Below are 26,215 nucleotides of genomic sequence, written 5' to 3'. Positions count from 1 at the left end.
GGGATTTTGACAGTTTTACGTCTGCTCGCGGTTAGGCGCGTTCCCCGGGCTCGTTGAGGAACTGTGCGATCACGGGCGCCAACTCGCCGGCATTGGTGATGAGGTCGACGTGCCCGCCGGAGTGCAGATGCAGGTGTGAGTGCGGCAGTAGAAAGTTCATGATGCGCGCGTTGGCCACCGGGATGATGGGGTCGTCGGTGCCCGCCACGATCAGCGTTTCCTGACGGACCGCAGGCAGCGCGTGAATGCTCGTCCACACCGCGCCGGCCAGCAGCTGGTGCACGTAGCCGATCTTCGAGCCCGCGTGCAGCTGCTGCAGGAACAGCTTGGCGATGTCGTCGCCGCGCTGCCGCACGGTGCCACCGTAGAGTTCACCGGCGATCGAGGCGGCGTACGACGCATTTGAGAATCGCTTCGGCGTAACCATTTTCGCAAGCACGCGTGGATGCCCGGGCACCATCACCGCGCCCGTCCCGGTGGCCACCAGCACCAGCCGCCGGCAGCGACGGGGGTTCTGGAAGGCGAACTGCTGTGCCAGTGCCCCACCCCAGGACAGGCCCAGGATGTCGACGACCGTGAACCCCAGCTTGTTCAGCAGCCGGCCCAGCACCCACGCCAGGTAGGGAAAGCCATAGGGCGCAAACGACGTTGGTGACCCGCCGGTGCCGGGGACGTCGAACCGGATCACGGTGCCCGGCATCCGCTCGACGAAGGGGTCGAGCACCTCCAGGCTGGCGCCGATGCCATTGCACAGCACCAGCGGAACCGCGCTCGGATCGGTCCCATGGTCGATGCGCACCCGCAGCCGCTGGCCGCCGACCGACACGTACCGCTCGGTGACGGTCATTTCTGCAGCACGTACGTGCCGGGTGCGGGGCCGACGGCGATGAAGCCCTCGGCGCCCAGCGTCGTCGGGGCGTCGATGTCGTCGCCGCTGCGTTCGGCCAGCCACGCGACGTAGTCGGGCCACCAGGAGTCACTGGACTTTTCGGCCTCGGTCAGCCATTCCTCCGGCGTGCCATCGGTCACCTGGGCGATCCGGTACGACGCCTTCGGGTTCCCGGGCGGGTTGACCAGTGCCGCGATGTGGCCGCTGGTGGACAGCACGTAGCGGTTGTCCTTGCTGCCCAACAACTTCGCGCTGCGGTAGGTGGCCTGCCACGGCGAGATGTGGTCGGCGATGCCGCCGATGACGTAGGCGTCGCACGTGATCTTGGACAGGTCGACGGGTGTGCCGAGCATGCTCACCGCACCGGGCGTGACCAGTGAATTGTGCAGGCCCATCAGCACCATGTCGCGGTGCAGCGCCGCCGCCATGCGGGTGGTGTCGGCGTTCCAGAACAAGACGTCGAACGCCGCCGGGCTACGGCCCTGCACGTAGTTGTTCACCCAGTAGCGCCACACGAGATCGGTCGGCCGCAGCCAGGCGAACATCTCGGCCATGGCCTTGCCGTCCAGATAGCCCTTCTTCGCCGAGGTCGCGATCGCGGCCTGCGCTGCCCGATCACTCATTGCGGCAGAAGCGAATCCGGCCCGGTCCTGATCCAGCACCGTCACCGCGAGCGTGAGGCTCGCAACTTTGTCGCCGTCGCCGGTCTCGGCCAGGTGCGCGGCCGTCATGGCGGTGATGATGCCGCCCGAGCAGCTCGCCATGAGGTGGGCGCCGGCCGCGCCGGTGATGGCCCGCACCGCGTCGATGGCCTCGATGATCGCCGCCCCGTAGGTATTGATGTCCCAATCCTTGTGCCTGGCTTGCGGATTGCGCCACGAGATGGCGAACACCTGCTGGCCCTGCTGCACGAAATACTCGATCATGCTGCGGCCGGGCGCGATGTCCATGATGTAGTACTTGTTGATCACCGGCGGCACCATCAGCAGCGGTACCGCGTGCACCGTCGGCGTCTGCGGCGCGTACTGGATCAGCTCGAACATCCGGGTCTGCAGCACCACAGCGCCCTTGGTGACGGCAACCGTCTCGCCCACGGTGTAAGCGTCGGGCTCGACCATGGCCGGCACCCGCGGCGACGACATGATGTCGCGGGCAAAGGCTTTCAGGCCGCGGACGGCGCTCAGGCCGCCGGTGTCGATCATGGCTTTCCAGCCCAGCGGGCTGATCAACGGGTTGTTGGTGGGGGCCAGGCCTTCGATGGCGTTGTCGAAGACGAACCGCATCTGGGCTTCGTCGCGCCAGTCCAGGTCGGCGTCGGCGAAGAGCTTCTCGGCGGTGTCCGACGCGGCCAGGTAGCCCTGCATGATGCGATGCAGTAGTGGGTTCTGTTGCCAGGCAACGTCACTGAAGCGTTTATCGGCGCGTTGTGGGGCCCGGTCGGAGTCGCCGGTGGCGATGTCGCCGAGCTCGCGGGCCAGTTCCTTGCCGCGGTCGAGGACGGTGCCCGGCTGCTTGGCCAGGCTGACGGCCATCCGCGCCCAGGCCTGGTCGGGCATCATGCGGCGGGCGAACGGCTTGGTGGCGCTGGTCAGCAGCAGGTCCAGCGGTGCGGCGAGCTCGTCGGGGTGCAGGGTTGCCATGTCAGTTGTCGCTTTCCGTTGTGGGGATGGTGATTTCGCGACGGAGCAGCTTCCCGGTCGGGCCCTTGGGCAGGTCGTCGAGGAACCAGATGCGTCGCGGGTACTTGTAGGCGGCCACCTGGCTCTTGACGAACTCGCGAAGTTCGTCGGCGGCGACCTCGAGGCCCGGCTTGAGGCTGACGGCGGCGCCGACCTCCTCGCCGAGCGAGTCATGCGGGATGCCTACGACAGCCGCCTCGGCGACGGCCGGGTGGGTGTAGAGCACCTCTTCGATCTCGCGGGGGTAGACGTTGAAGCCGCCGCGGATGATCAGCGCCTTCTTGCGGTCGACGATGTAGTAGTAGCCGTCCTCGTCGGTGCGGGCGATGTCGCCGGTGGCGAACCAGCCGTCGGCGTTGATGGCTTCGGCGGTGGCCTCGGGCAGGTTCCAGTAGCCCGTCATGACGTTGTGCCCGCGGATCTCGATTTCGCCGGGCTCACCCTGCGGCACCTCGGCGCCGTCGTTGTCGACGATGCGCATCTCGACGCCCTCGACGGGCGTACCGATCGAACCGGGCTTGCGCGGGCGGTCCGGGTGGTTGAACGCCGCGACAGGCGACGTCTCGGACAGGCCGTAGCCCTCCAGAACCAGGCAGTCGAAGGTCTTCTCGAAGTCCTGCAGCACCTGTACCGGAATCGCGGCACCGCCCGACACAGCGATCCGCAGCGTGTCCGTCGACGCCGTACCGGCCGCGGCCAAGAGGGCCGAGTACATCGTCGGCACACCCTCGAAGATGGTGACGCCGTCGCGCTCGATCAGCTCCAGCGTGCGGGCCGGATCGAAGCGGGGCAGCAGGCTGAGCGCCGCGCCGGCCAGCACCGCCGAGTTCAGGCCGCAGGTCAGGCCGAACACGTGGAACAGCGGCAGGCAGCCCATCACCACGTCGTCGGGTCCGATGTTCAGCAGCGTCCGCACGCACACGTCGGCGTTGCGGCCCAGGCCGCCGTGGGTCAGCTCGGCACCCTTGGGCTTGCCCGTCGTACCCGAGGTGTGGAGGACGACGGCGGTGTCGTCGTCCGCGCGCTCGACCGGCACCGGTTGGGCCGGGAGCCCGTCGATCAGCGCCACCAACCCGGCGTCGTCGACGACCCAGCAGCCCGCCCCGGCGGCCTCGGCGCCGGCCTGCGCCTCGCCGGCGAACGCCGGTGGCGCGAACAGCGCCTTGGCCGTCGTATTGGCGAGGTAGAACTCGATCTCCGGCGCCTTGAGCAGTGGGTTCATCGGCACCGCGACGGCGCCGGCGTACAGGATTCCGTAGAACGCGGCGGCGAAAGCCGGACCGTTCGGCAGCATGACACCCACCCGGTCACCCGGCTCGATGCCGGCCTGCCGCAGCAGCGTCGCGACGCGGGCGGCGGCGTCGTCGAACTGGGCGTAGGTGTAGGTCTGGTCGTCGCAGCGGAGGGCCACGCTGTCGGGGCGACGGGTGCGGCTGGCGACGAGGTTCTGGGCGAGGTTGGTCATGCCTTCAAGCGTGATTCGGCGCGGCCCTAGAGGCGATGGTGGCGGGAACAACAGTGGCCACCGCCAAATGTGACCGGCCACAATCGGCGCCTCACCTAAGGTTGGCTGATGGCCGGGGTCGACGAGCACATGCGGGAACTCAGCCGGATCATGCTGACGCGTGTGGAGGCGCTCGGCGAGCAACTGGCCGACCGCATCTACAGCCGCATCGACGGCTACCGCGCCACCCCCGAGGCGCGCGACAATGTGCGCGAAAGTTGCGTCGCCAACATGACTTTCGTGTTCCACACGCTCTGCGGCGACGGCGAGGCGGACCTGTCGCCGGCCGAGGCGACCGGCCGGCAGCGGGCCGTCGAGGGCATTCCGCTGGCCGCGGTGATGACCGCCTATCGCATCGGTTTTCGCTTCATGTGGGAGAGCAGCGTCGCCGCGGCGCGGGAGGCCGGCATCCCGACCGAATCCATCCTGGAGGCCAGCGCGCGCATCTTCCTGAGCCAGGACGAGTTCACCCAGGCGATGACCGGCGCCTACCGGGAGCAACTCACCAGCCAGATCATGGACCGCGAAGAGGAGCGGTCGGCTCTGGTCGAGGCGGTGCTGCTCGGCCGCATCACCGACAACCAGAGCCTGTGGGAGGCGGCCGATCTGCTGGGCCTACCGACGACGGGCCCGTATGTGGTTGCGGCGGCCGAGATTCCGGCCATCGGCAAGCTGGGGCTACCCGAGATCGCGAGCAAGCTCGCGGCCCGTGACATCCGGTCGGCCTGGCGTCTGCTGCCCGATCTGCAGGTCGGCGTCGTGCACCTGCGACAGGACGCGACGTACGACGTGCTGGTCGAGGTGCTGCGCAAGATCGCGACGGCGCGCGTCGGCCTCAGCCCGGCGTTCACGAGCCTGGCGGAGACGGGTGAGGGCCTGCGTCTGGCCCGGCTGGCGGTGGCCGGCCGGCCGAGCCGTGATGGCTTCGTCTGCGCCTTCGACGACGCGCCACTGGCGTTCGCCGCCGTCAGTGCGCCGGAGGTGATGAACCGGATCGAGGAATCGGTACTCGGCGGGCTGCGTGGGCTGCCCGCCGAGGAGCGGGCCGTGCTGTCCCAGACCTTCCAGGCGTGGCTCGACGCCGGCGGCTCCGCCAATGAAGCCGCCGCCGCAATCTTCTGTCACCCCAACACTATTCGGCACCGGCTGCATCGCATCGAGGAGCGGACGGGACGGTCCCTGTCCCGTCCCCGCGACGTCGCCGAGCTGTGCTTGGCCTTCGAGATCAGTCAGCGCCTGCCTGACTGATCCTGCGCCGACTTTGTGTCTTCTGAGACAAGTCGGCCACCAGTGGGCTACCAGTGCGCCCTGCGATCGTCCGGGACGAGGACGCCCGAGTGGGCATCCCGGATGAAGAGGAGTCGTTGTGACCGTCTTGTTGCCCGGTCAGGCCGCTGCCCCCGTTGGCCCTGCAGACCTGCGGATGATGTACGTCATGCACTACGGATTCCGGCGCGATCTGACGCACTTCTGCGTTGCGGCCCGCCGCACTCCGATCGCCGACGGACGCACTTGGCGTGCGCTTTTGGCGCGGTGGGACCTGCTGTCCACGGTGCTGCACGATCACCACCGGAAGGAGGACGTGGTCATCTGGCCGCTGCTGCGCGAACGGGCCGAGGCCGATCACGATGTCCACGCGCTGTCCGTTCTCGACGCGATGGACGCCGAACATGACCTGATCGACCCACTGCTGGTGCGCGTGCGCGAAGGCCTGGAGGCGATGACGATCGGCACCGGCGCACGCGACCGGGAGCAGCTGACCTTGGCCCTCGATGAGACCTACACCTGCCTGACCGGTCATCTCGCGCACGAGGAGCGCGCCGCCAACGCGGTGCTGCAGGCGCGGATCGGAGGTGCCGAATGGGACCACCTCGAACGCACGCAGCTGCGCGGCGGCATGAGCCCGCGCGAACTCACACAGATGTTGCCGTGGGCCTTCAAGGACCTCCCCGACCCGCTGGCGTCCGAGCTGCTCGCTGAGGCGCCGCTGGCGCTGCGGGTGATGCTGCGGATGGGGCGGCGGCGTTTCCTGCAGCTCGACGAAGCCGCGTTTGCCGCGGTGCCGGCCGGCACGACGGTAGGCACCACCCTGGTGCGCTGAGTGGTCGGTGATGGCCGGCCGGTTCAGAAGCCGTGTCGGCTCCGGCACCGCGCGATGTGCGCGTCAAACCGACTGAGTCCCCAGCGTCGAGCCTGGTCCGCCGCCGCGTCGGCGTACGCGGTGGCGGCCGCGGCATCCCCGGTGGCGGCGGCCCCGTAGGCCAGGAACAGGTCCACTGGACCGATCGCCGTCGCGGTCCCGGCGCTGGCCATCCGTCCTGAGTAGTCCCGCAGGTAGCGGTAGGCGTCCACGGCGAGAGCCGGCCGGTCGAGTTCCAGCGCGATCTCGCAGTTCATCGCAGCGAATGCGGTGGCGAGGAAGGTGTGGCGCTCGGTGGGCAGCGGCTGGGAGTCGACCAGGGCTGCTGCCCGACTGCGTTCGCCGGCGCGCAGCAACACCAGTGCCACCGTCGACGAGGCCGGAATCTGACTGTCCCGGAGGAACCCGTCGAGCATCGGCAGTAAGTCCGGTGCCCGGCCGGTGTGCAGTCCCACGATCGCAGCCGCGGCCTGGGCGGCTTCGAGGGTGTTGGGGGTGCGCACCTCGTCAGCGAGTTCGAACAGCCGTTGTACCGACGCGGCCGCGGCTGTCTCGTCGCCGGCCATCGCGTGCCAGGGTGCGGCGACGGTGTGCAGCACCACCTCGGCCGTGCCGAGACCGGCGGACCGGAGCCGACTGGTGAGTGCCCGGATGCCGGACCAGACGGCGGCCGCGTCACCGGATTCGTTGGCCAGGCCTGTGGCCAGCGTCGCGACCAGCATCTCCGACCGCGGATCGCCCAGCACGTCGACATCCGCGCGGGCGAGCCGCAGGTACTCGGCCCGGTCTGCTGCCGCATCCGGCCGGAACCGCGCCACGTATGCGCCCAGGTGCACCGACACCCGGACCCGTGGATCGTCGATCGAGCGTGCCACGGTCAAGGCCTCGGTCACCAGGGCGTCGATCCGGCCGGTGTCTCCGGAATAGAACAGTTCCATGGCCAGGGTCAGCAGCGCCCGGCTGCGCACCGCGGCCCGGCGCGGTGGCAGGTGTGGCAATACCTCGGTGAGCGCATCGACCACCGGGGCGTGCACCTCGCCGTACGGCCTGACCTGCCACAGTGCGCCGTCGAGATTGGCGGACAAGGTGCGAGCCGCCAGCTCCGCGGTGGCGCTCCGATCGGCCGGATCACCGAGTTGGTCGACCAGTCGGGTCGCGGCGTCCACGCAGTCGGAGACACCTTGCCAATCACCTGACCAGCGGTGCGCGTCAGTGGCCAGCATGAGCAGTTCGTAGCGTTCCCGGGCGGACGCCGTCGGGTCGGTCCGTTGCAGGTCGAGCGCCAGCGTCAGATGCGCCGCTTCCTCGTCGTAGTGAGCGCCCGCCCGCGCGTGCTGCGCAGTCTCGACCAGCGTGCGCCAGCCATGACCGGAATCCACCGCCGCGGCGCAGCGCAGGTGGTGCTGCACCGAAGCCCGCACGTCGGCGCGGGTCAGGTCACCCCGCACTGCGGCCTCCGCCGCTCGTCGATGCAGGGCCACGCGGACATTTGCCGTCAGCGAACGGTGAATCACCTCCTGCACGATCGCGTGCCCGAATCGGAATCCGGCCCCGGTGTCGGTCACGATCCCTGCCCTGCGCGCGGGCTCGAGGAGTTCGACGGCATCCCCGGGAACGGTATGCGTCACCGCGGCGAGATCCGAAGCCTGGAACGCGGCGCCGAGCACGCTGGCCGCGCGCAGTGCATCCGCCGTCGCGGCGGGCAGCGCCTCGACCCGCTCCAGCACCACGTCGGCGAGGGTTCCGCTGGGCATGTCTGCACTCTGTAGCAGCTCCACCAGGTACAGCGGGTTCCCGCCGGTCCGGTTCCAGAGCGCATGTGCGCGGTCGTCGCCGATCCCGGTTCCGATGACCACTTCGGCCAGGGACCCCACCGCGTCGATCGGCAGGGGACCCAACTCGATCCGGGCATTCTGCGTGCGGACCGATGCGCGCAGGAACCGCTGTAGTTCGGAGCCGTCCGTCGGATCCGGTTTGGTGGTCGCAACGATCAGAAGCCGCTGATCGGTGAGCCGCTCGACCAGTGCCGTCAGTGCACGGATCAGCACCGGTCCGCCCCAATGCAGATCTTCCAGTACCAGAGCGGTCGGCGTCGTCGATGCGGATTCGGTTACGACCCGCTCGGCCAGATCACGCAGTGCGAACTCAGAACCGGAGGCCAACTCCTCGTAGAGGAGCGGCGTCGGGCGGCCGGAAATGCCCGCAAGCGCTTCTGCCAGCGGCCACAGCTCGGGCTGGTCGTCGTCCCGGCAGCGCCCCACACCGATCCGCAGGCCCAGCTCGGCAGCGTCGTCCGCGAATTCGACCAGCAGCCGCGTCTTCCCGGCGCCGGGTTCGCCGACCAGCACGGCGACGCTGGGTACGCCCGCGACGGCGGCTTCCGCCTCGGCCCGGAGCCGGCGCTGTTCTGCCGCACGCCCGACCAACGGCCAGCGCGGTCGTGGGAACGGTGTCGAGAGCGACGCCGGCACGATGGGCGACGGAACGGTTGAGACCGTCGGCGCCGGCCACCCGAGCGCTGGATCGCGGCGCAGGATCGCGCTCTGCAGGGTTCGTACCGACTCGCTTGGATCGAGTCCCAACTCATCGGCCAGTTCGGCTCGTAGGGTCTGCAGTGCGGCCAGCGAGTCGGGCAGTCGCCCACAGCGGAACAGGGCGACCGCCCACAACGACCACCACCGTTCGTGCAGTGGATTCTCGGCGCACAGGGTAGCCAGCTCACCGACCAGTTCGTTGTGTTCGCCGATCGCCAAGCGGGCGACGATCCGGAGTTCCCGCGCAGCGGCGCGCAGGTCGGCGAGCCGCACCCGCTCAGCGACGGCGTCGGGGTATTCGTCGAGTTCCGGATAGGGCTCACCGCGCCAGCCGGACAACTGAGTGTCGAGAGCCGTCGCGACCTGCTCGACCCGGGCGGCGGCGGCTCCCGTTGCGGACGGGCGGTCGAGGTCGACGAGTTCGGTCAACGTGGCGCGTGCCGTGGTCACCGTCCGCTGCAGGGCGACGTCATCGCGGTCAGCCGCCGGGATGCGCAGCGCGTAGCCGGAGTGTTCCCGAACCAGCACCGCCGCAGCCTCGCGAGGACCGCGTTCGGGCTCCAGAATGCGGCGCAACTTGCCGATGTAGCTGTGCAGGGTGGCTGTCGCCGAGACGGGTGGCGAATGGCCCCACACCCGGTCGGCGAGGCCCTCGACCGAGACCCGCTCGCCCTGGGCCAACGCGAGCGCCGCGATCACGGCGCGTTGCCGAGGCGTCCCCAGGTCGATCGGCGCGTCGTCCCGCAGGACGCGGATCGGCCCGAGAACAGCCAATTTCACGCCGCCGATGTTACCGGCGGACCGGTCACACAACGTCGACGCAAAAACAGCAGCCCCCGGCGAATGCCGAGGGCTGCTGTTCTAGATGCGGATCAGAAGGACGCTTCGTCCAGCTCCATGGCCTCGTTGTCGATGGACTCGACGACGCCGCGGACGCTGGTGAGCAGCGGCAGCATGTTCTTGGCGAAGAACGAAGCCGATGCGATCTTGCCCTCGTAGAACGCGCGGTCGTCGCCGGTGGCGCCCTCGTCGAGCGCCTTGATGGCGACCGCGGCCTGCTTCAGCAGCAGCCAGCCGATGACCAGGTCACCGACGGCCAGCAGGAAGCGGACCGAGCCCAGGCCGACCTTGTAGATCGACTTCGGGTCTTCCTGAGCGGCCATCAGGTAGCCGGTCAGGGTGGCGGCCATGCCCTGGACGTCGCCCAGAGCGGTGGCGAGCAGTTCGCGCTCGGCCTTCAGGCGGCCGTTGCCGTCCTGGTTCTTGATCAGCTGCTCGATCTCGCCGGCGACGAACGCCAGGGCCTGGCCCTTGTCGCGGATGATCTTGCGGAAGAAGAAGTCCTGCGCCTGGATGGCGGTGGTGCCTTCGTACAGCGAGTCGATCTTCGCGTCACGGATGTACTGCTCGACCGGGTAGTCCTGCAGGAAGCCGGAACCACCGAAGGTCTGCAGCGACTCGGTCAGCTTCTCGTAGGCCCGCTCGGAGCCGACGCCCTTGACGATCGGGAGCATCAGGTCGTTGACCTTGAAGGCCAGCTCGGCGTCCACACCGTGAACGGCCTTGGCGACCTCGGGGTCCTGGAACGACGCGGTGTACAGGTACACGGCGCGCAGGCCCTCGGCGTAGGACTTCTGGGTCAGCAGCGCCCGGCGGACATCCGGGTGGTGCATGATCGAGACGCGCGGAGCGGTCTTGTCCATCATCTGGGTCAGGTCAGCGCCCTGGATGCGGGTCTTGGCGTACTCAAGCGCGTTCAGGTAACCGGTCGACAGGGTCGCGATGGCCTTGGTACCGACCATCATGCGGGCCTGCTCGATGACGTCGAACATCTGCGCAATGCCGTTGTGCACCTCACCGACGAGCCAACCGACGGCGGGGGTGCCGTGCTGGCCGAGCGTGAGCTCACAGGTGGCCGAAACCTTCAGGCCCATCTTGTGCTCGACGTTGGTGACGAAGGCGCCGTTGCGCTCGCCGGGCTCACCGGTCTCGGGGTCGAAGTGGAACTTCGGCACGAAGAACAGCGACAGACCCTTGGTGCCCGGGCCGGCGCCCTCGGGGCGGGCCAGGACCAGGTGCATGATGTTTTCGAACAGGTCGTCCGAGTCGGCCGAGGTGATGAATCGCTTCACACCGTCGATGTGCCAGGTGCCGTCGGGCTGCTGGGTGGCCTTGGTGCGGCCGGCGCCCACGTCAGAGCCGGCGTCGGGCTCGGTCAGCACCATGGTGGCGCCCCAGCCGCGCTCGGCAGCGAGGACGGCCCACTTCTTCTGCTCGTCGGTGCCGTTGTTGTAGAAGATTTCGCACATGCCCGAGCCCATGGCGTACATGTAGGCGGCCGGGTTGGCACCGAGCACGTGCTCGATCAGGGCCCACTGCAGTGCGCGGGGCATCGGCATGCCGCCGAGCTCTTCCTTCAGGCCGACCTTGTCCCAGCCGCCGTCGAGCAGCGCGCGCATCGACTTCTTGAAGGGCTCGGGAAGCTTGACGGTGTGGGTCGCGGGGTCGAAGACCGGCGGGTTGCGGTCGCCGTCGGCGAACGAATCGGCGATCGGGCCCTCGGCGAGGCGCGCGATCTCGTTGAGCATTTCACCGGCGGTGTCGGCGTCCAGGTCGGCGAACTTGCCTTCACCCATCGCCTTGTCTACGCCGAAGACCTCGAACAGGTTGAATACCTGGTCACGGACGTTGCTCTTGTAGTGGCCCACGATTTCTCCTCGATGAGATGGACTATAGGGGTTGGGTACTCAGGGCTAAGTTACCCACCAGTAACTGGGGCTAACTATACCGCCGGGTAACTTCATCGCAAAGCAGTCAAGAGCAAATTTTTCGTAGCTAACCAACCCAGTGGTTGAACGGGGTGGTTTCGAGGCCGGTTTATGGCCGCTGACCTGCAGTTTAGTCCGAATGTGATGTCCGCCACCGGAAACTTCCGGAACTGGGGAGGACGCGTCAGTTGGGGTCAATGGGAGCCGTGTTGTGGCGTCTCCGTGGTGGATGCGAAGGCTTGCGATCGCCGCGATCCCAGCCCCGGAAGGCCGCGGTCCGACGACAATCCTGGGGGGTCGCTGTGAGGCGGGTCACCAGCCGTGGTTATGTGAGGTATGCGTCGGGTAGCGGTGTGGGGTACAGGCAACATGGGGGCCACGGCGATCCGATCGGCGGTCGCGTTCCCGGGGCTCGAGCTGACGGCGGTCATCACCTCCAGTTCGGACAAAGCCGGCCGCGACGCGGCGACGTTCGCCAAGCTCGACACCGCGACCGGGAAGGTCGCCACCACCGACATCGACGCGGCTCTCGCGGACTGCGATGCCGTGGCCTATATGTCTTCCGGCGATATCCGCCCGGAGGAGGCCATCGCCGACATCGAGCGCTGTCTGCGGGCCGGCAAGCACGTCGTGACGCCGTCGCTGTACTCCCTGTATGACCCGGCTTCGGCGCCGGCCGAATGGGTCGAGCGGCTCGCCGACGCGGCGGCCACCGGTAATGCCTCGTTGCTGGTATCGGGTGTCGATCCTGGGTGGGGCAACGACGCGCTCGCCGTGACGGTGGCCGGGCTGTGCACCCGGATCAAGACCATCCGGTGCCAGGAGATTTTCGACTACTCGACCTACAACCAGCCTGAAGCGGTGCGCGTGCGCTGCGGTTTCGGCGGCCCGATGGAGGAGACGCCGCTGATGCTGATCCCGACCATCCCGACCATGGTCTGGGGCGGCAACGTCCGGCTGATCGGCCGCGGCCTGGGCATCGAGATCGACGACATCACCGAGACCTGCGAGCGGCTGCCGCTGACCGAGACCGTTGAGAACGTCATGGGCCGATTTGATGTCGGCACCCAGGGCGCCTTCCGACTGGAGGTCATCGGCTGGTCGCAGGGTGCGCAGCGCGTGATCATCGAACACATCACCCGCATCGACCCGTCCTGCGCGCCGGATTGGCCGCAGCCTGACGAGGGCGTGGGCGATCACCGCGTGATCATCGACGGCGATCCGCAGCTCACGATTGTGGTCCGCGCCGACGTGCCCGGGGGCACGCGCGCCGACGGCGGCAACACCACGGCGGCCAACCGGCTGCTCGGTGCGATCGAGTGGCTTGCGACCCAGAAGCCGGGCATCTACGACGGACTCGATGTGCCGCTGCATGCGCCGCTGCCGGCCGAGGTCGAGGCGACGCGCTGGGCCTGAGTGGTCCGGCTAGCTGCTCAGCGCGATCACCGGCGGTAGCAGCGCGGCGATCTGTTCACCCACGGCCTCGAAGGCGTCGAGGTCGCGACCGATGGGATCGGCGATCTCCACCGGTTGGTGTTCGGGCAGGCGGAGGCGGAGCGGCGCGAGGTCGGCCACCGTGCGTGCGCCGTAGGTCGTAGCCAGGAGCGACGCTTCGCCGAGTGTGAACGTTCTCCGAAGTTGACGCGGCGCGAGTTCGAGGACGGCGGTGCGGTGCGCCGTGGTCATGGTGATGACGAGGTCGGCTTCCGAGGCGATGCGCGGCGTCAGCTGTCGTGCGGCGAAGTTCGCGGGGTCGCCGCCGAGTCCGATCAAGACCTCGGCTGCGAACCGATGGACTGGATGCCCGATCACCGCGCGGGTACCGGCGCTGGACGCGGCGAAGTCCGCGATACCCATCTGCGCGGCGATCCCCGCTGAAAGGCGTTCTGCCGTAGGGGATCTGCAGATGTTTCCGGTGCAGACGAACAGGATGCGCAGACCAACCTCCCAGCGAACTCTAACGCAAACGTCAATAACCGCGTGCGAGTGATCCGTGCGTGCCACGATAAGCGCGTGAAGGGCATCATCCTAGCGGGCGGCTCGGGCACCAGGCTGCACCCGATCACGCTGGGTGTGTCCAAGCAACTGATCCCGGTTTATGACAAGCCCATGGTGTATTACCCGCTGTCCACGCTACTGCTGGCGCGGATCCGGGACATTCTCGTCATCACGACGCCGTTCGATGCGCCCAGCTTTGAACGTCTGCTGGGTGACGGCGCCCAGTTCGGAGCATCCATCACATATGCGCGACAGCCTTCGCCGGATGGGCTGGCGCAGGCGTTCTCGATCGGGGCCGACTTCATCGGGTCGGAGAAGGTCGCGTTGATACTGGGTGACAATCTCCTATATGGGCCGGGGCTGGGAACCCAGCTCCAGAACTTCACCGACATCGACGGTGGGGCGATATTCGCCTACCGGGTTGCTGAACCCAGTCAATATGGTGTCATCGAATTCGATGAGCAGGGAATCGCGGTATCTCTCGAAGAGAAGCCCAAGATCGCCAAGAGCAACTACGCCGTCCCCGGCTTGTATTTCTACGACAACAATGTGGTCGAGATAGCTCGGCAGTTGAAGCCGAGCCAGCGTGGCGAGTACGAGATCACCGACGTCAACCGTGTGTACCTCGAGCAGGGCCGACTGCACGTGCAAGTGCTGCCCCGCGGCACGGTGTGGCTCGACACCGGCACGGTCGACAGCATGACTGATGCAGCCGACTTCGTGCGCACCATGGAACGCCGTAGTGGCCTGAAAATCGGTGTGCCAGAAGAGATCGCATGGGTGCAGGGCTTCCTCACCGATGACGAGCTTCGGGCGCGGGCGGAGTGTCAGGTGAAGTCCGGATATGGCTGGTACCTGCTCGGTCTGCTGGACCGGGAGCTGTGTCCGCCACAGGCGGTGGTGAGTGCTTCCTAGCGTCGGTTTCCGGCCAAGCGTCCGCGGACACAACCAACGCGGGCATGGTCGGGGCAACGGGTTATCGGCTCGACCAAGGCGACGCCTACGCGACTGGCTACGCCACGATCCGAGTCGGTATCCGCTTGGCTACAACCCGGGACTCGACGGTTTGCGCGGTGCCGCGACGCTCTGCGTGATCGCCACGCACTTGAGTTTCGCCTGGTGCCCAGGAGCGTTTCTATACATGGACATGTTCTTCGTGATGAGCGCGTACCTCATCACTTCGTTGCTGCTGAAAGGATGGACTAAGACGGGAAGAGTCGGCTTCCGCACCTTCTACCGTCGCCGAGTACTCCGCCTATTTCCTGCCAATTACACGATGATTCTTACCTATCTTCTCGTTGCGTATCTCATTCTCCCCCACTTTCGTTGGCACCTGAAGGAGGCGGCAGCAGCGGGTACGTATATATCCAATTGGGTCAGGGCAGTCTTACTTCCACCAACCGGATGCCTCGGCCACACCTGGTCGCTGGCGGTGGAAGAGCAGTTTTACCTGCTATGGCCCGTATTGCTGACACTTCTTCTGAAATTCATCGGACTTCGCACGCGGTTGGTCGCGTTACTGGTTGTCCTCGCCTTGGGCTTCGCAAGCTGGCGGAGTTGGCTTACGTTCCACGGAGCATCCATCGAGCGCCTGTACAAGGGGACCGATATGCGCGCGGACGCACTTTTGATCGGGTGCGCACTAGGTGTTGCGTTGGCCATCCCAGAAATACGTGAGAGCGCTACCCTTCAACGTACCGCCAAGCGCTTAGCGCTCCCGTGCCTCGCGGTACTGGTCGTCGGAGGATTTGCGACTGATATTCAGGATCGGGCGATGTACGCGGGAGTCTCATTGTTCTTCACATTGGCATCGGCATGTCTTATTGCTGCATTGGTGCTACCTGAGCAGACGATTCCCCACCGCATATTCAGGGCTCCACTTTTGGTTTTCCTGGGAGGAATATGCTACGGACTATATCTTTGGCACTACCCGATATTCAGGATCATCAAGTACCACTACGGAATAGTCGACCCCGTAGCGGTAGGGCTCATTGGCGTTCCCCTCGCGTTTGCCGCTGCACTCTTATCTTGGCGATTCATCGAAAGCCCATTTTTGGCGGCGAAGAATCGGTCAGCGGTCGGAGATGCGGAACCTGTGGCCAGCTCAACCTGAGAGCACGGACATGGGGGGCGAAGCCTGAATCTGCCGATCCATCTGTGGCGCGGTGGATCGACGCGCAAGGCGTTGGCGCAGCTGCGACATAAGGGGTCCACAATTCGCAGGCTGTTGACTCACGCTAGGGCGCCGGGTTCGCGGCGATCCGCGAAGGGTTTGGTGGGCGGCGAGGTCCGGCCGATCGGACTCCGCGTGTAGGTCAGCGTCGTTCATAGCTGGCGTCGCCGCAGTAAGCGGGTCCCTACTCAGCCGGACAGCTTCCGTCGGAATCACCCTGCACTCAGTGCGATGCATGGCGGCAGTGCGCACAGGAGAACTGATAAGAGTCCGATTGCAGGCCTCCCCACCGCCACGCCTTCTTGAACCGGCTGCCGGTGCTGTCACTGGCCTTGGTGGCGTTCGGGCGGCCGTTGCGCTGCTGTGCCGATGGCGCGTGCGGAGTACGCAGGTCAACCGCCTGCAAACGCGCATGACGTAAGCGTCAATAACTCGTATGTCCGCGATCCCTTTGTGTCACGATGTGTGCATGAGAACGCATCGTCGTCGCAAGGCAGGCGGCAGACTGCACTCTGCAACGGGCGCGCCGGCGCTACCGCACCAGCCCGGCTGTGGAACCTGCGACTTAGTCGGTGAGGGAATGAAGGCGACAAATGGCGCCAATGAATGAAGTTAAGAATTTCGCATTCAGTCGGGACTGGTTATTTCCCATGGCCGACGCGCATCGAGAAGCATTCAGAGATGCCCAACCATTCCCGCACGTTGTGATCGATGATTTCTTGCCGCCAGAAGTACTCCAGCCGATTCTCGAAGAGTTCCCAGAGCCGGGAGAGGCCGACTGGCAGCGTTACGATACGGGCCGAGAGGTAAAACTCGCTCTCGCAGACTCCGAGCGTATGGGGCCCGCCACCCAGCATCTCTTGGCGCAGTTCAATTCTGCACCGTTTGTAGATTTCATTGAACGACTCACGGGGATTGAGGGAATTATCCCCGATCCGCATTACTTCGGTGGGGGTTTGCATCAGATCCGCGCCGGCGGATTCCTCAAAGTGCATGCTGATTTCAATCGTCACGACCGACTGAACCTGGACCGGCGATTGAACGGGTTGCTCTACCTGAATAAGGACTGGGACGAATCGTGGGGCGGTCACATTCAACTATGGGATCGTGACATGCAGCGGTGTGTACGTAAGTCACTGCCCATCTTTAATCGATTCCTGCTGTTTGCGACGACTGATTACTCGTATCATGGGCATCCGGATCCGCTGACTTGCCCATCGAATCGTTCTCGCCGGTCAATGGCTCTCTACTATTACACCAATGGCCGCCCGGAGGAGGAAATCTCGTTGGGCGACCACACCACGTTATTCCGAGCCCGACCGGGTGAAACAATGAGTTCCACGTTCAGGCAGGATTTGAAGCGGTGGGTTCCTCCCGTCGCTCTCGATGGCCTGCGTAAACTTCGAAATCGGTTATGATTCAAGGGGTTTCCGAACAGAAATTTCGCGTTACTGGTCACCTGGCCGTAGGAAAACCTGCGAACGGCTTGGCGATGTCCTGACGCAAAACACCTGGTGCAGAATACAGTCCGTAGGTGTTGTCCGTACTGTTCACGTCGTAGCATGACCACGCCAGCGCACCCCAGTGATCGCTGCGCGCGGAGACGAGCTGGTGGACCATGTTGTAGAAGTCAGTGCGCTCTGCGGTGGAGTGCTCCAACGCAATGCCGAACTCGCCGAACACCATCGGTTTACTCCTGGCCCAGGATTTTTCGTACGTAGCCTCGATGTCGGCCTGAGTTGTTTTTGCATAGATATGGAAGTCCAAGAAGTCGCAGAGTTCGAAGAACGCGTCAACGGGATGTTTGCCATACAACGGACCCGCCGGCGCAGGGCCGTCTGAACTCCAAGACCACACGCTGGAATCAAAGACGGGAAAGCTCACAGTGACAGGCAGTCCTTGCGAGTGCACCGCGTCGGCACACGCTCGAAGGACCGTCAGCAGCCAGTTGTATTCGGCCTGCCGGCCGGTACCGGGCACAGTCAGTCCCCACCCCTCATTTAAGAGATCGACGCCGATGACGCCGGGGTACTGCGCAAGCATGTTGGCCCACGTTGCGTAATGAGATGCTGCCTTCCCGGTGGATATCGTTTGTTTTACGTCAGTCTGCAGGTCACAGCCAGAGGGAAGCATCAACAGCCCCTTTTTCGCGCAGTAGTCCAACAATTGTTGCCAGCGCGCGAAGTAGAGATCTTCAGTGATATTTCCGGCGAGAAAAGTCTGCGTGCTACCCCACAGTCGCACGGCGTTGCCGATCGCCGCGGCGTCGTCGATCTGTGGCCTGATCCAGTGGTCCCAGTCCCAGGCGGTCCACATTGCTGCAAACACGTTGGTTCCGAAATTTGCCCAGGGCTGGCCCTTTGGATACGCGGTGCAAACTATATTCACACCGTGTAGGCGAGTATTGCTGGGCAGACGGTCCGTGAGTCTGCTTGCTGGCGAAGGGTATACCGGCTGGGCGCCGACAGACGGGATGTAAAGTGCCGTTGCTAGTGCTCCTGCGCCCGTGATCCGCAGCAGATTGCGACGACTAGTTTCCCGCATCGAATAAACCTAACGTATTCGCTTCGTCCGAACTTGCCAAGACTGCGTGAACCGCGCAGATTCATGCGGTCTCCATAATTGATCGGCCGTCGCCTGCCACCGTTGTTCGGTAATGTGATCGCTTGTGTCCGTGATTCGAACGGCCCGTGCGAGCAGTGTTGCCTAGTGAACCGAAGTAGGTGCCTTTTTGCCCTCGTCGGTAGCGTCATGTTGGCACTTGGAATACCGCTTGAGGGAATTCGCGCTACGCCTGGCGCGTCGCGCCCAATGACGTGGATTGCAGCGGCCGACGCCGGGGACAGCGGGAGTGTTGCGGCGATAGCAAGCGCCGACCTCAGTGGCACGGGGCCAGGCACTTTGATCAGCGCCACTACTATGCCCGTATTCGCGACCAGCGAGGTGAGCCGGCGGATGCACGCTGCGCGTGTGCTTTACCGTTCCACCAATAGCGACACCGGTGGGCCTACTCAGGTGTCGGGCGCGGTGTTCATACCGTTGGGCGATGCTCCGGCCAACGGTTGGCCTGTAGTCGCAGTCGCGCATGGCACTACCGGCATCAATGAGCCGTGCGCCCCGTCGCTTTCCGGCACGCTGTCGGACCACGTCTACTGGGTCTCCAGTTTGGTTGATCTCGGCTTCGCGGTGGCGCTCACCGACTACGAGGGATTGGGGAGTCCGGGGGTGCACCCCTACCTGGACGCGCGGACCGCCGGCTTCAATGTGATTGATTCTGTTCGCGCACTTAGGCATACGTTCCCACAGGTTTCTCCCAATTGGACTGCCCTCGGGGGATCGCAGGGGGGCGGAGCAGTCTGGGCCGCTGATGAGGTGGCTAGGACATATGCGCCAGAATTGAACCTAGCCGGTGCCGTCGCTTGGGCGCCGGCCGCAGATGTCGTTGGTTTGGTTGACAAGTCCATTGCGGGCACTCTCACGAGAGAGCAAGGCGGACTGCTTCAGTCGGTCATCGAATCGCTGGCCCGGCGGCACCCGGAAATCAACCGCGACGATTACCGACGCGGCGCGGCTGGCAAGTATTGGGATGTGTTGTCGTCTTGCTCAGGGGCATTGGAACAGGAGCGTAGCAGCGCTGTCGGCCAACTCGGCCGACAAGATCTTGCCCCTGCGACCCCGCAGGCCGTTGAGCGGCTGAAGGGGTATTTGCAAGCGTGGGCAGTCCCGAAAGGCGAGTTATCGGCCCCTCTTTCAATTGTGTATGGGGACCATGACGAATACATCGATCCAATCTGGACCACCGAGGCGATCATTCGGGCATGTCAGCTAGGCGGCACCTTGGCATGGCAGCTGCAGCCGGGTAAAGGCCACGGTGGTCTTGACCTCCAAGCGCAGCTTGCCTGGATCGGTGACAGATTCAGTGGCAAGCCTGCCGCAAATTACTGCTCTTAGCAGAAATGATCGAGTGCTCGGCAGAGTCGATCCGGCGATTATCTTGGGTGCCCGACGTGCCAAGTTTGCCGTGAGCAGGTCCCGTAAATTTACTTGAGAAAGGTCCCCGTAAGACGTGTGCATGGGACAATTCAGCGGTGAGCGTCGAAGGAACGATCAACATCCCGCCGCTGCGGAGTCCTGTGGCTTGCCCCGATTGCTATAGCGGCCTCGACGTGAACAAAGCGGGGGCCATTTGTCGCGCGTGCTCCGCAACCTACCCAGTTCTTGACGGGGGTTACGTGAATTTGATGCCACCTTCGTCGACAATCTCGCTCACGCCGTCTGCTGAATACCTGGCCGAGCAGATAGAAGCAGGCGCCAACCGCGCTGAACGCTGGTTGGCCCGTCAAATGCGTCCGGGTGACCGTTATGCTCTTGATGTTGGGTGTGGAACGGGCTCTATTGGAAAGATAATTGCCGAGTTGCATCCAACGGTTGAGGTCTGGGGTGTCGACCTGCCGGACAACCTCCCCGGCTGGCAATGCGCCGGAGCGGATCCCCAACGTGTTATTGCGGGGTCAGCGCTTGATCTGCCGTTTGAGTCCAATAGATTTGACCTCGTCTGGTCTATCGGCGTCATTGAGCACATAGGTGAACCGAAGCCACCGGCAGAACGGGCAGCCGACCGCCTCCGGTACATCGATGAGATCCTGCGCGTGCTGCGGCCGGGCGGCCGAGCGATCGTGGTAGCTCCCCATAAATGGTTTCCGATCGATCCAGCGCATGACTTTTCGTCTAGTCAGATCCTGCACCGCGTCTACGAGCGCTTTCACCTCGGCGTGCACCAAACATGGGGGCCTCACCCGTTGATGTCGTTCCGAGAGGTATGGCGGCTGGCTCATAGTGCCGGTGCACGCAAGATTCGTCCGCTCAGTATGGCCGATTACTTCAGTTTCGCGCATCTGGGTTCGGGGCGAGCAGCGCGGCTGGTACCGGCAGCTCGTTTCTATCTGAATCATCTGCCCGGCTGGATGGGCGCGACCCCGCTGGCTCCCTACTTGGCTGTCGAACTCACTCGGGTGTAAGCGGCGGCGTCGTTGAACGACGATAAACGGACCAATGTCCGACGAATCCGTCTGTGTCCCAGGGTGATGCGTAGCAGGAAGAGGGGTGCTACGGAGTCCCTACCGCCCCAGACGCCAGCATTGCCTCTTGAATGACAGGCCATATTTTCTCGCCGTAGGGCACGCTCATGTGCAAGATGTCGCGCTTTGTCAGCGTCGTACCCACAAAGCTGGGGCAGTACCGCGCGTCAACGCAGAACCAGGGCAGCGAATCGATCCACACCCCGCCGACCGCATCTGCCAACTGTTGCTCGGCAGCTGCTGTCTGTCTCCAAGTTTCCGATACCGTAGATATGCAATCTGCCGGCGTGTGGGATTCTCTGCCGTAGCAGGCGCCGGTGTCAACGCCAGTCGGCGGCGAGCTGATGATCATGATCCTTTTGGCGTTCGACCTGAACTTTTCGATGAACTGCTGGAGCGCATCAGCCCATTCCTTCGGCGACAAGGTAACGCCGGTGCCCACTATCTTTTTGGGCAGGGACGAGTGGGAAATTATTACCAGGTCGGGTTGTGTTCTGTTGATATAGTCCACCGCTTCCGGCTTCTTCTTTGCGCATTCGTCGACCAGGTGCTGCTCTTTGTTCTCGACCGGTTGGTCCATGTAGTAGCAGGCGTACGCGGCTTCACTGTGTACCTGGAAATAGCCGTGGGAGTTGAGTGCCATATTCCGCAGCGGACCCAGATAGCCCAAGGCAACTGAGTCCCCTAGGACGACAGCACGGACCTGAGCAGCGGGAGACCCCCACGTGCACACGTCTGGTCCGTCCGGTCGTGCACCCGCGCAACTGTGAACTTCGGGCGGTGCCACAGCGGCCTTGACGGCTGCTTCGACAGGAGGATCAAATTGCGGCCATTCCGTGGCTCTGAGTGAGGCCAGCAACTCCGTACGGAGTGCGCTCGCAAGAGGCAGGGCTGCTGGCCCAGTGGAAATTTCGTGTGAGGCGGCGACGGATACATCAGGCACTACGGCTGGTCGAGCGTAGGGGCGCTGTATGTAGGCGACTAGCGCCAAAGCAAGAAGCGCGCATGAGCCGATCGAGGCGAATTGCGTAGGCTGGCGCACCGCGATGCGGCCGCGTGCGAGGGCCCGTTTCGCTTGGCGCATGCTAGCTAAATCAAAACGCCGCAAAGGGTTTTCGATAAAGTGGTACGACGCGATGGCGAGCCCCAATGTCAGTGCAATGGCAGCGGCATGGAACGCCTTGGTTGGGTACACCATGAGGTCGCTCAGCAGGATGATGACCGGCCAGTGCACCAGATACAGCGAGTAGGAGATATTGCCGAGGTAGGTGCTGACTGGGTTGCGTAGGAAGGGTTGGTAGGCGGGCTCACCGCCGACGCCGGCAGCGATGACCAGCGCCGACCCAGTTACAGGCAGGAGCGCCCACGGAGCCGGAAACCCCATGGAGGGGTCTGTGATCAGCGCAATGCTCGCCACGATGAGGGCCAGGCCGCTCCACGAGAGGAACGGCTTCAAAACCTTGGGTATTCGCGTGAGAAGACCGACGGCGGTAGCTAGCAGTGCGCCGACACCCAACTCCCAAACGCGGGTGAAGGTATCGAAATATGCCCGTGTAGGCCATGCCGCGGATTCGTACACCGCCCAGATGAATGATGCCGCGATAATCAGCCCCATCGCGCCGCCGGCTAGTTGCATCCGGCGTTGGTGAGTCCATGACCGCCGAAGGACAAACAGGCTGATCACAAAAATCACTGCAGGCCAAACGAAGTAGAACTGCTCTTCAACCGACAGGGACCAGTAGTGCTGCAATGGAGACACCGTGGAATCGGCGTTGAAGTAGTCAGTTCCTTTTATGGCGAACCGCCAGTTCGCCATAAATATAAACGCGAACAGCGCGTCGATGCCGACTTCGCGGGCCCTGAATGCCTTGAACATCAAAGTGGCGGCTAGATATGTGAGGACGAGGACGACAGTGGCTGCGGGGATAATTCGTCGCACGCGATTCCAGTAGAATTCGCGGAATGGAACGGTGCCGTGTTTCTCGGCTGATCGCAGCAGATTGCCGGTGATCAGGAACCCTGAGAGCACGAAAAACACATCGAGGGTGACGAAACCGCCCTCCGGCCAATGCCACAGGTGGGTGGCGAAGATGGTCAGCATCGCGAACGCCCGCAGGCCCTGAAGGTCCAGGCGTTGATGTGAACGCGCGGCAGCTCGATACCGTCGCCGCGCGTAGCGCTGATACCGGTTAACTAGTGACGCCACAGCTCGGTCTCCTTGGGTCGGTGGCATCCTATCGCCGTTGAGGTCAGTATTTGACGTTATCGTCAACAGTGGCTTGCTTGGCAGGTGCAGCTGGTCGGACGTTGCTCGACCGCGGCGTCCGGCCAGCGATTGACCTGTGGTTTAGCGCCACTCGGCAGCCGTCTCGGCGCTGTCGGCTCGGCCAAGCGGTGGCGAGCTTGCCCCGAAATTGATCACTCGTCGAATCTGAGCCGCTCGGGTGGTCTCTGGATTCTGGGTGATCAGGGACCCTGTGTATTTGTTGCTGGTGGGCTGCGGGGCTATGTGGGCTGACGCGGCCAGCGGGGCGGCCGAGACCTCCCGCCGGCTCACGGTCGAGGGTAGGCAAGGCGCCCTACCAGGGGTTATTTGACGCGTCGGCAAATTTCTTGAGCTCGCGCCCGGCGGCGACGCAGCGTCGCTGGGGGTGTATTGAAATCGGTGTGCAAAACGGGTGCGGATTGCTGAGTGTCGCAATGAATAAACTAGCTAACAATAAGCACAGGAATCCATATTGACGGTTTAGCAAAAAAGTTTCGGAAACCGCTTCCTGCGAGTCGTCTGCGGCCGTAGCATCGGTCGCGAGCCGGGTGTCAATGGGGCCCGCTAGATCGGCGTTAGAAGCCCTAGTTCGTTATTTCGTGGGCTGGTCTGGATGGGAGGACCGATGTCGTCAGTCGCAATCATTGGGACGCGCGGTTACCCCAGCTATTACGGGGGATTTGAGACGGCCGTCCGAAAAATCGCGCCCGATCTGGCTGACATGGGTTGGGACGTCACCGTTTACGGGCGGCGCGGTACTACCAAGCCCGATGATCACGGCTTGGACACCCGTATCAAGACCAGAGTCACCTGGGGTGTCGAGAGCCAGAAATTGAGCACATTGTCTCACGGGCTAACGGCGGCACTCGATTCTGCAGTCCGCCGGCCCGATGTGGCATTGGTTATGAATTGCGCAAATGGCTACTTTCTTCCAATTCTGCGCACGCGGGGTATTCCAACTCTCGTCAATGTCGACGGACTCGAATGGGAACGCGATAAATGGAGCCCCTTGGCCAAGAAGGTCTATCGAAAAGCGGCCGAATGTACTGCAAAATGGGCTGACGGCCTAGTCTTCGACGCGCGGAGGATCGCGAAGTACTGGAAAGATACCTTCGATGCCGATGGAACATTCATTCCTTACGGCGGCGACATCGCTCCCGAACTACCGGTTCCAGCTGGCTTGACCCACAGGGGCTACGTCCTGATGGTGAGCCGATTCGTACCAGAAAACACCGTCGCCCAGTTCTTCGAGGCGGTGCCGGCGATCGCCGAGCACTATCCGGTGGTCATCGTCGGCAGCTCAGGGTACGGCGGCGAACTGGATGACACAGCACGACGTCTGTCTGCCAACCCGGCGGTGACCTGGCTGGGGCATGTCCACGATGATGAACTGCTCCTTGCGCTGTGGCAGCACGCAGGGCTCTACTTCCACGGGCACAGCGTCGGTGGCACCAACCCAGCATTGGTACAAGCGATGGCGGCTGGCGCGCCAATCATGGCGCGCGATACCGACTACAACCGCGAAGTTCTCGCTTCGGCCGGCGAATTCGTGTCCGACGACCGAGAGATGATCGCAAAGGCCATACTACGGTCGATGGACAACCGCATAGAGCGGGAGGAAGCGTCGCAGGCAGGCATGCTTCGCGCCGCCCAGCATTACTCGTGGTCGCAGGTAAGCCGCAGCTATGACGGTGCGATGCGAGCGGTCATGGCAGCACACGGTGCGTCGGTGCATGCTGAGGTCCGTCCAATCACCAGTCGCGCGGCCGCGCTGAACATTCCCGTCTCGGGCCAGATGCGGCCGCAGCAGTTGGCCATTTAGGCGTTTGTCTGGCAAACAGACCAACAGCTCGTCTTGTGATGAGTCGATAGCATCGCATTCAGCGGGTGTTTCTGGCACACCGCACTTCTGGTGTGGGCGCATCAAACCTGACGGCTGTTACGCCGGCTCGTGAGTGCCCGGATTCGGCATTGCCGCGTGAGCCTCCGGTGGCGCAGCGGTACGGTCCACCGCGTCGATGCCATCGGTCCGCAGGGATTCATCCAACCCGCGGCGCGACTTTCCGTCACGGTCTTTGATGCGCAGGAACGGCTTCTCGATGTATCGATATGACAGCGCTGCCATCACGAATGTCCCTGCAAGAACGAACAATTGAATCCATTTTGCGTGTGTCACTGCGAGCAGAAGGAACACATTCACCGGCGCCGAATACAGATACAGCCCGTACGAACGTTTACCGGTCCACTGGACCCACCGCCAGCCGAACGGCGCGAATCCGCGGTCCTGGGCGATGGCGTAGATGATGATGGCGGTGCCGATCCCACCCAGCGTGGGCACCGAGAGCAGATAGTAATTGTGGGGTTCTCGACCGGGAATGAAGCAAGCGGTGGCAAGCAGCGTGAACCCGACCCATACGAGCCACCGCGGAGTATTCAGTCGGACACGTGACCTATGTAATGCGACGGCGACGATGGCCCCGCACATGAGGCTGTCGGCCCAAGTATCGAGGCCGAAGTAGATCCGCGCGTATCCTTCGCCGTGGGTGTAGAGCGCGATCCGCCATAGCAGAACGACAGCACACACGCTGCTCAACAGTGTGAGTATTCGGCGCTTGGACAGCCGAGCAGTGAGAATGACGACCAGAAGCGGCCAGATCAAATAGAACTGCTCCTCGACCGACAGCGTCCACGTGTGCCCCAGTGCGCTGGGTCGGGGTACGCCACTCATGATCTGCCAGTTCGCCGTATAGGTGAGGGTCCCGATCACCAGCTTCAAGTCGGGGAACGCGTATCCGTTCACCAACAGGACAAAGCAAGCCACGACGACACACGCCAACATCCCCGGCACCAGCCGGAGAAACCGGCGCCGGTAAAAGGCGGGGATGTTTATGCGGCCAAAGATCTGGCGCTCTTCCAGCAGGAGGGTGGTGATCAGGAAGCCTGATAGCGTAAAAAACACGGACACCGCCACCGGGCCGCCTTTGCCCAACTTCGGTATCACATCCGTGTGCGCGATGAGCACCATGAGGACGGCCATAGCCCGGACACCGTCCAGCTGTGGACGATGCCCAAGACGCCACATACCGCTGCTGGCATCGGTTTCCGCCCGGCTCTCCATAGGCACTCCGTGTTCTTTCGATGACAACCCGGCATGACTGCTCAGAAGCAGCCGCCCCGCTGCTGCCG

At 64.1% G+C, this 26,215-nt stretch carries 18 protein-coding genes; 9 read left to right on the top strand and 9 right to left on the bottom strand.

The features are described from left to right. Positions 1-31 precede the first annotated feature (31 nt). From phaZ to VXD91_RS22595, 3 genes are read right to left on the bottom strand one after another with little or no spacing between them, the layout of a single operon-like run. Complete coding sequence (phaZ, locus tag VXD91_RS22605) at positions 32-847, bottom strand: poly(3-hydroxyalkanoate) depolymerase (protein ID WP_346416499.1); 816 nt, start codon at positions 845-847, stop codon at positions 32-34. Then, the gene (locus tag VXD91_RS22600) at positions 844-2,529 is read right to left on the bottom strand and encodes an alpha/beta fold hydrolase (protein WP_346416498.1); all 1,686 of its coding nucleotides are present in this window, start codon (positions 2,527-2,529) and stop codon (positions 844-846) included. Before VXD91_RS22600 ends, phaZ begins: the two co-directional genes overlap by 4 nt. A 1-nt stretch (position 2,530) precedes the next feature. Continuing rightward, complete coding sequence (locus VXD91_RS22595) at positions 2,531-4,033, bottom strand: long-chain fatty acid--CoA ligase (protein WP_346416497.1); 1,503 nt, start codon at positions 4,031-4,033, stop codon at positions 2,531-2,533. 108 nt (positions 4,034-4,141) lie between these two features. Here VXD91_RS22595 and VXD91_RS22590 point away from each other — a divergent pair, with 108 nt between their 5' ends. Both VXD91_RS22590 and VXD91_RS22585 read left to right on the top strand, forming a co-directional pair. Beyond that, positions 4,142-5,320, top strand: a complete 1,179-nt coding sequence (locus VXD91_RS22590) for a helix-turn-helix domain-containing protein (protein WP_267324479.1) — start codon at positions 4,142-4,144, stop codon at positions 5,318-5,320. Between the two features lie 118 nt (positions 5,321-5,438). Next, on the top strand, positions 5,439-6,173 hold the full coding sequence (locus VXD91_RS22585; protein WP_293022518.1) for a hemerythrin domain-containing protein: 735 nt from the start codon (positions 5,439-5,441) through the stop codon (positions 6,171-6,173). A gap of 23 nt (positions 6,174-6,196) precedes the next feature. On the opposite strand, the gene VXD91_RS22580 is transcribed toward VXD91_RS22585, so the two are convergent. Further along, positions 6,197-9,526 (bottom strand): BTAD domain-containing putative transcriptional regulator, encoded by a 3,330-nt coding sequence (locus tag VXD91_RS22580; protein WP_346416496.1) that lies wholly within the window; start codon positions 9,524-9,526, stop codon positions 6,197-6,199. Positions 9,527-9,618: 92 nt separating this feature from the next. Continuing rightward, positions 9,619-11,454 (bottom strand): acyl-CoA dehydrogenase, encoded by a 1,836-nt coding sequence (locus VXD91_RS22575; protein WP_346416495.1) that lies wholly within the window; start codon positions 11,452-11,454, stop codon positions 9,619-9,621. A 396-nt stretch (positions 11,455-11,850) separates the two neighbouring features. On the opposite strand from VXD91_RS22575, the gene VXD91_RS22570 reads away from it, so the two are divergent. Further along, the gene (locus tag VXD91_RS22570; protein WP_346416493.1) at positions 11,851-12,930 is read left to right on the top strand and encodes a dihydrodipicolinate reductase; all 1,080 of its coding nucleotides are present in this window, start codon (positions 11,851-11,853) and stop codon (positions 12,928-12,930) included. Between the two features lie 9 nt (positions 12,931-12,939). Here VXD91_RS22570 and VXD91_RS22565 read toward each other — a convergent pair whose 3' ends face one another. Beyond that, positions 12,940-13,518, bottom strand: a complete 579-nt coding sequence (locus tag VXD91_RS22565; protein ID WP_346416492.1) for a protein-tyrosine-phosphatase — start codon at positions 13,516-13,518, stop codon at positions 12,940-12,942. A gap of 9 nt (positions 13,519-13,527) precedes the next feature. Between VXD91_RS22565 and rfbA the strand changes: the two genes are divergently transcribed. The 3 genes from rfbA to VXD91_RS22550 all read left to right on the top strand — a co-directional run bounded on the left by rfbA (position 13,528) and on the right by VXD91_RS22550 (position 17,103). Beyond that, a complete protein-coding gene (rfbA, locus tag VXD91_RS22560) occupies positions 13,528-14,427 on the top strand; it encodes a glucose-1-phosphate thymidylyltransferase RfbA (RefSeq protein ID WP_346416491.1) in 900 nt (299 codons plus the stop codon). Then, positions 14,417-15,625 carry an acyltransferase gene (locus tag VXD91_RS22555; protein ID WP_346416490.1) on the top strand — a complete coding sequence of 403 codons (1,209 nt, stop codon included), beginning with the start codon at positions 14,417-14,419 and terminating at the stop codon, positions 15,623-15,625. Before rfbA ends, VXD91_RS22555 begins: the two co-directional genes overlap by 11 nt. A 662-nt stretch (positions 15,626-16,287) precedes the next feature. After that, positions 16,288-17,103 carry a 2OG-Fe(II) oxygenase gene (locus tag VXD91_RS22550; protein WP_346416488.1) on the top strand — a complete coding sequence of 272 codons (816 nt, stop codon included), beginning with the start codon at positions 16,288-16,290 and terminating at the stop codon, positions 17,101-17,103. A gap of 37 nt (positions 17,104-17,140) precedes the next feature. On the opposite strand, the gene VXD91_RS22545 is transcribed toward VXD91_RS22550, so the two are convergent. Beyond that, positions 17,141-18,013: a hypothetical protein gene (locus VXD91_RS22545; protein ID WP_346416487.1), complete on the bottom strand. Its 873-nt coding sequence runs from the start codon at positions 18,011-18,013 to the stop codon at positions 17,141-17,143. 642 nt (positions 18,014-18,655) lie between these two features. Here VXD91_RS22545 and VXD91_RS22540 point away from each other — a divergent pair. Both VXD91_RS22540 and VXD91_RS22535 read left to right on the top strand, forming a co-directional pair. Further along, positions 18,656-19,636 (top strand): lipase family protein, encoded by a 981-nt coding sequence (locus VXD91_RS22540; RefSeq protein WP_346416486.1) that lies wholly within the window; start codon positions 18,656-18,658, stop codon positions 19,634-19,636. Positions 19,637-19,773: 137 nt separating this feature from the next. Then, positions 19,774-20,703 (top strand): class I SAM-dependent methyltransferase, encoded by a 930-nt coding sequence (locus VXD91_RS22535; RefSeq protein WP_346416485.1) that lies wholly within the window; start codon positions 19,774-19,776, stop codon positions 20,701-20,703. An 88-nt stretch (positions 20,704-20,791) separates the two neighbouring features. On the opposite strand, the gene VXD91_RS22530 is transcribed toward VXD91_RS22535, so the two are convergent. Then, positions 20,792-22,996 carry an acyltransferase family protein gene (locus tag VXD91_RS22530; protein ID WP_346416484.1) on the bottom strand — a complete coding sequence of 735 codons (2,205 nt, stop codon included), beginning with the start codon at positions 22,994-22,996 and terminating at the stop codon, positions 20,792-20,794. A gap of 658 nt (positions 22,997-23,654) precedes the next feature. Between VXD91_RS22530 and VXD91_RS22525 the strand changes: the two genes are divergently transcribed. Further along, entirely contained in the window at positions 23,655-24,851 is a 1,197-nt protein-coding gene (locus tag VXD91_RS22525) for a DUF1972 domain-containing protein (RefSeq protein ID WP_346416483.1), read from the top strand. 117 nt (positions 24,852-24,968) lie between these two features. On the opposite strand, the gene VXD91_RS22520 is transcribed toward VXD91_RS22525, so the two are convergent. Continuing rightward, the gene (locus tag VXD91_RS22520; RefSeq protein ID WP_346416482.1) at positions 24,969-26,147 is read right to left on the bottom strand and encodes an acyltransferase; all 1,179 of its coding nucleotides are present in this window, start codon (positions 26,145-26,147) and stop codon (positions 24,969-24,971) included. Between the last annotated feature and the right edge of the window lie 68 nt (positions 26,148-26,215).

Origin of the sequence: Mycobacterium sp. SM3041 (assembly GCF_039668335.1) — a bacterium.
Taxonomy (GTDB): domain Bacteria; phylum Actinomycetota; class Actinomycetes; order Mycobacteriales; family Mycobacteriaceae; genus Mycobacterium.
The sequence above is the reverse complement of the archived record's forward strand: the minus strand, read 5'-3'. Positions and strand labels throughout refer to the sequence as shown.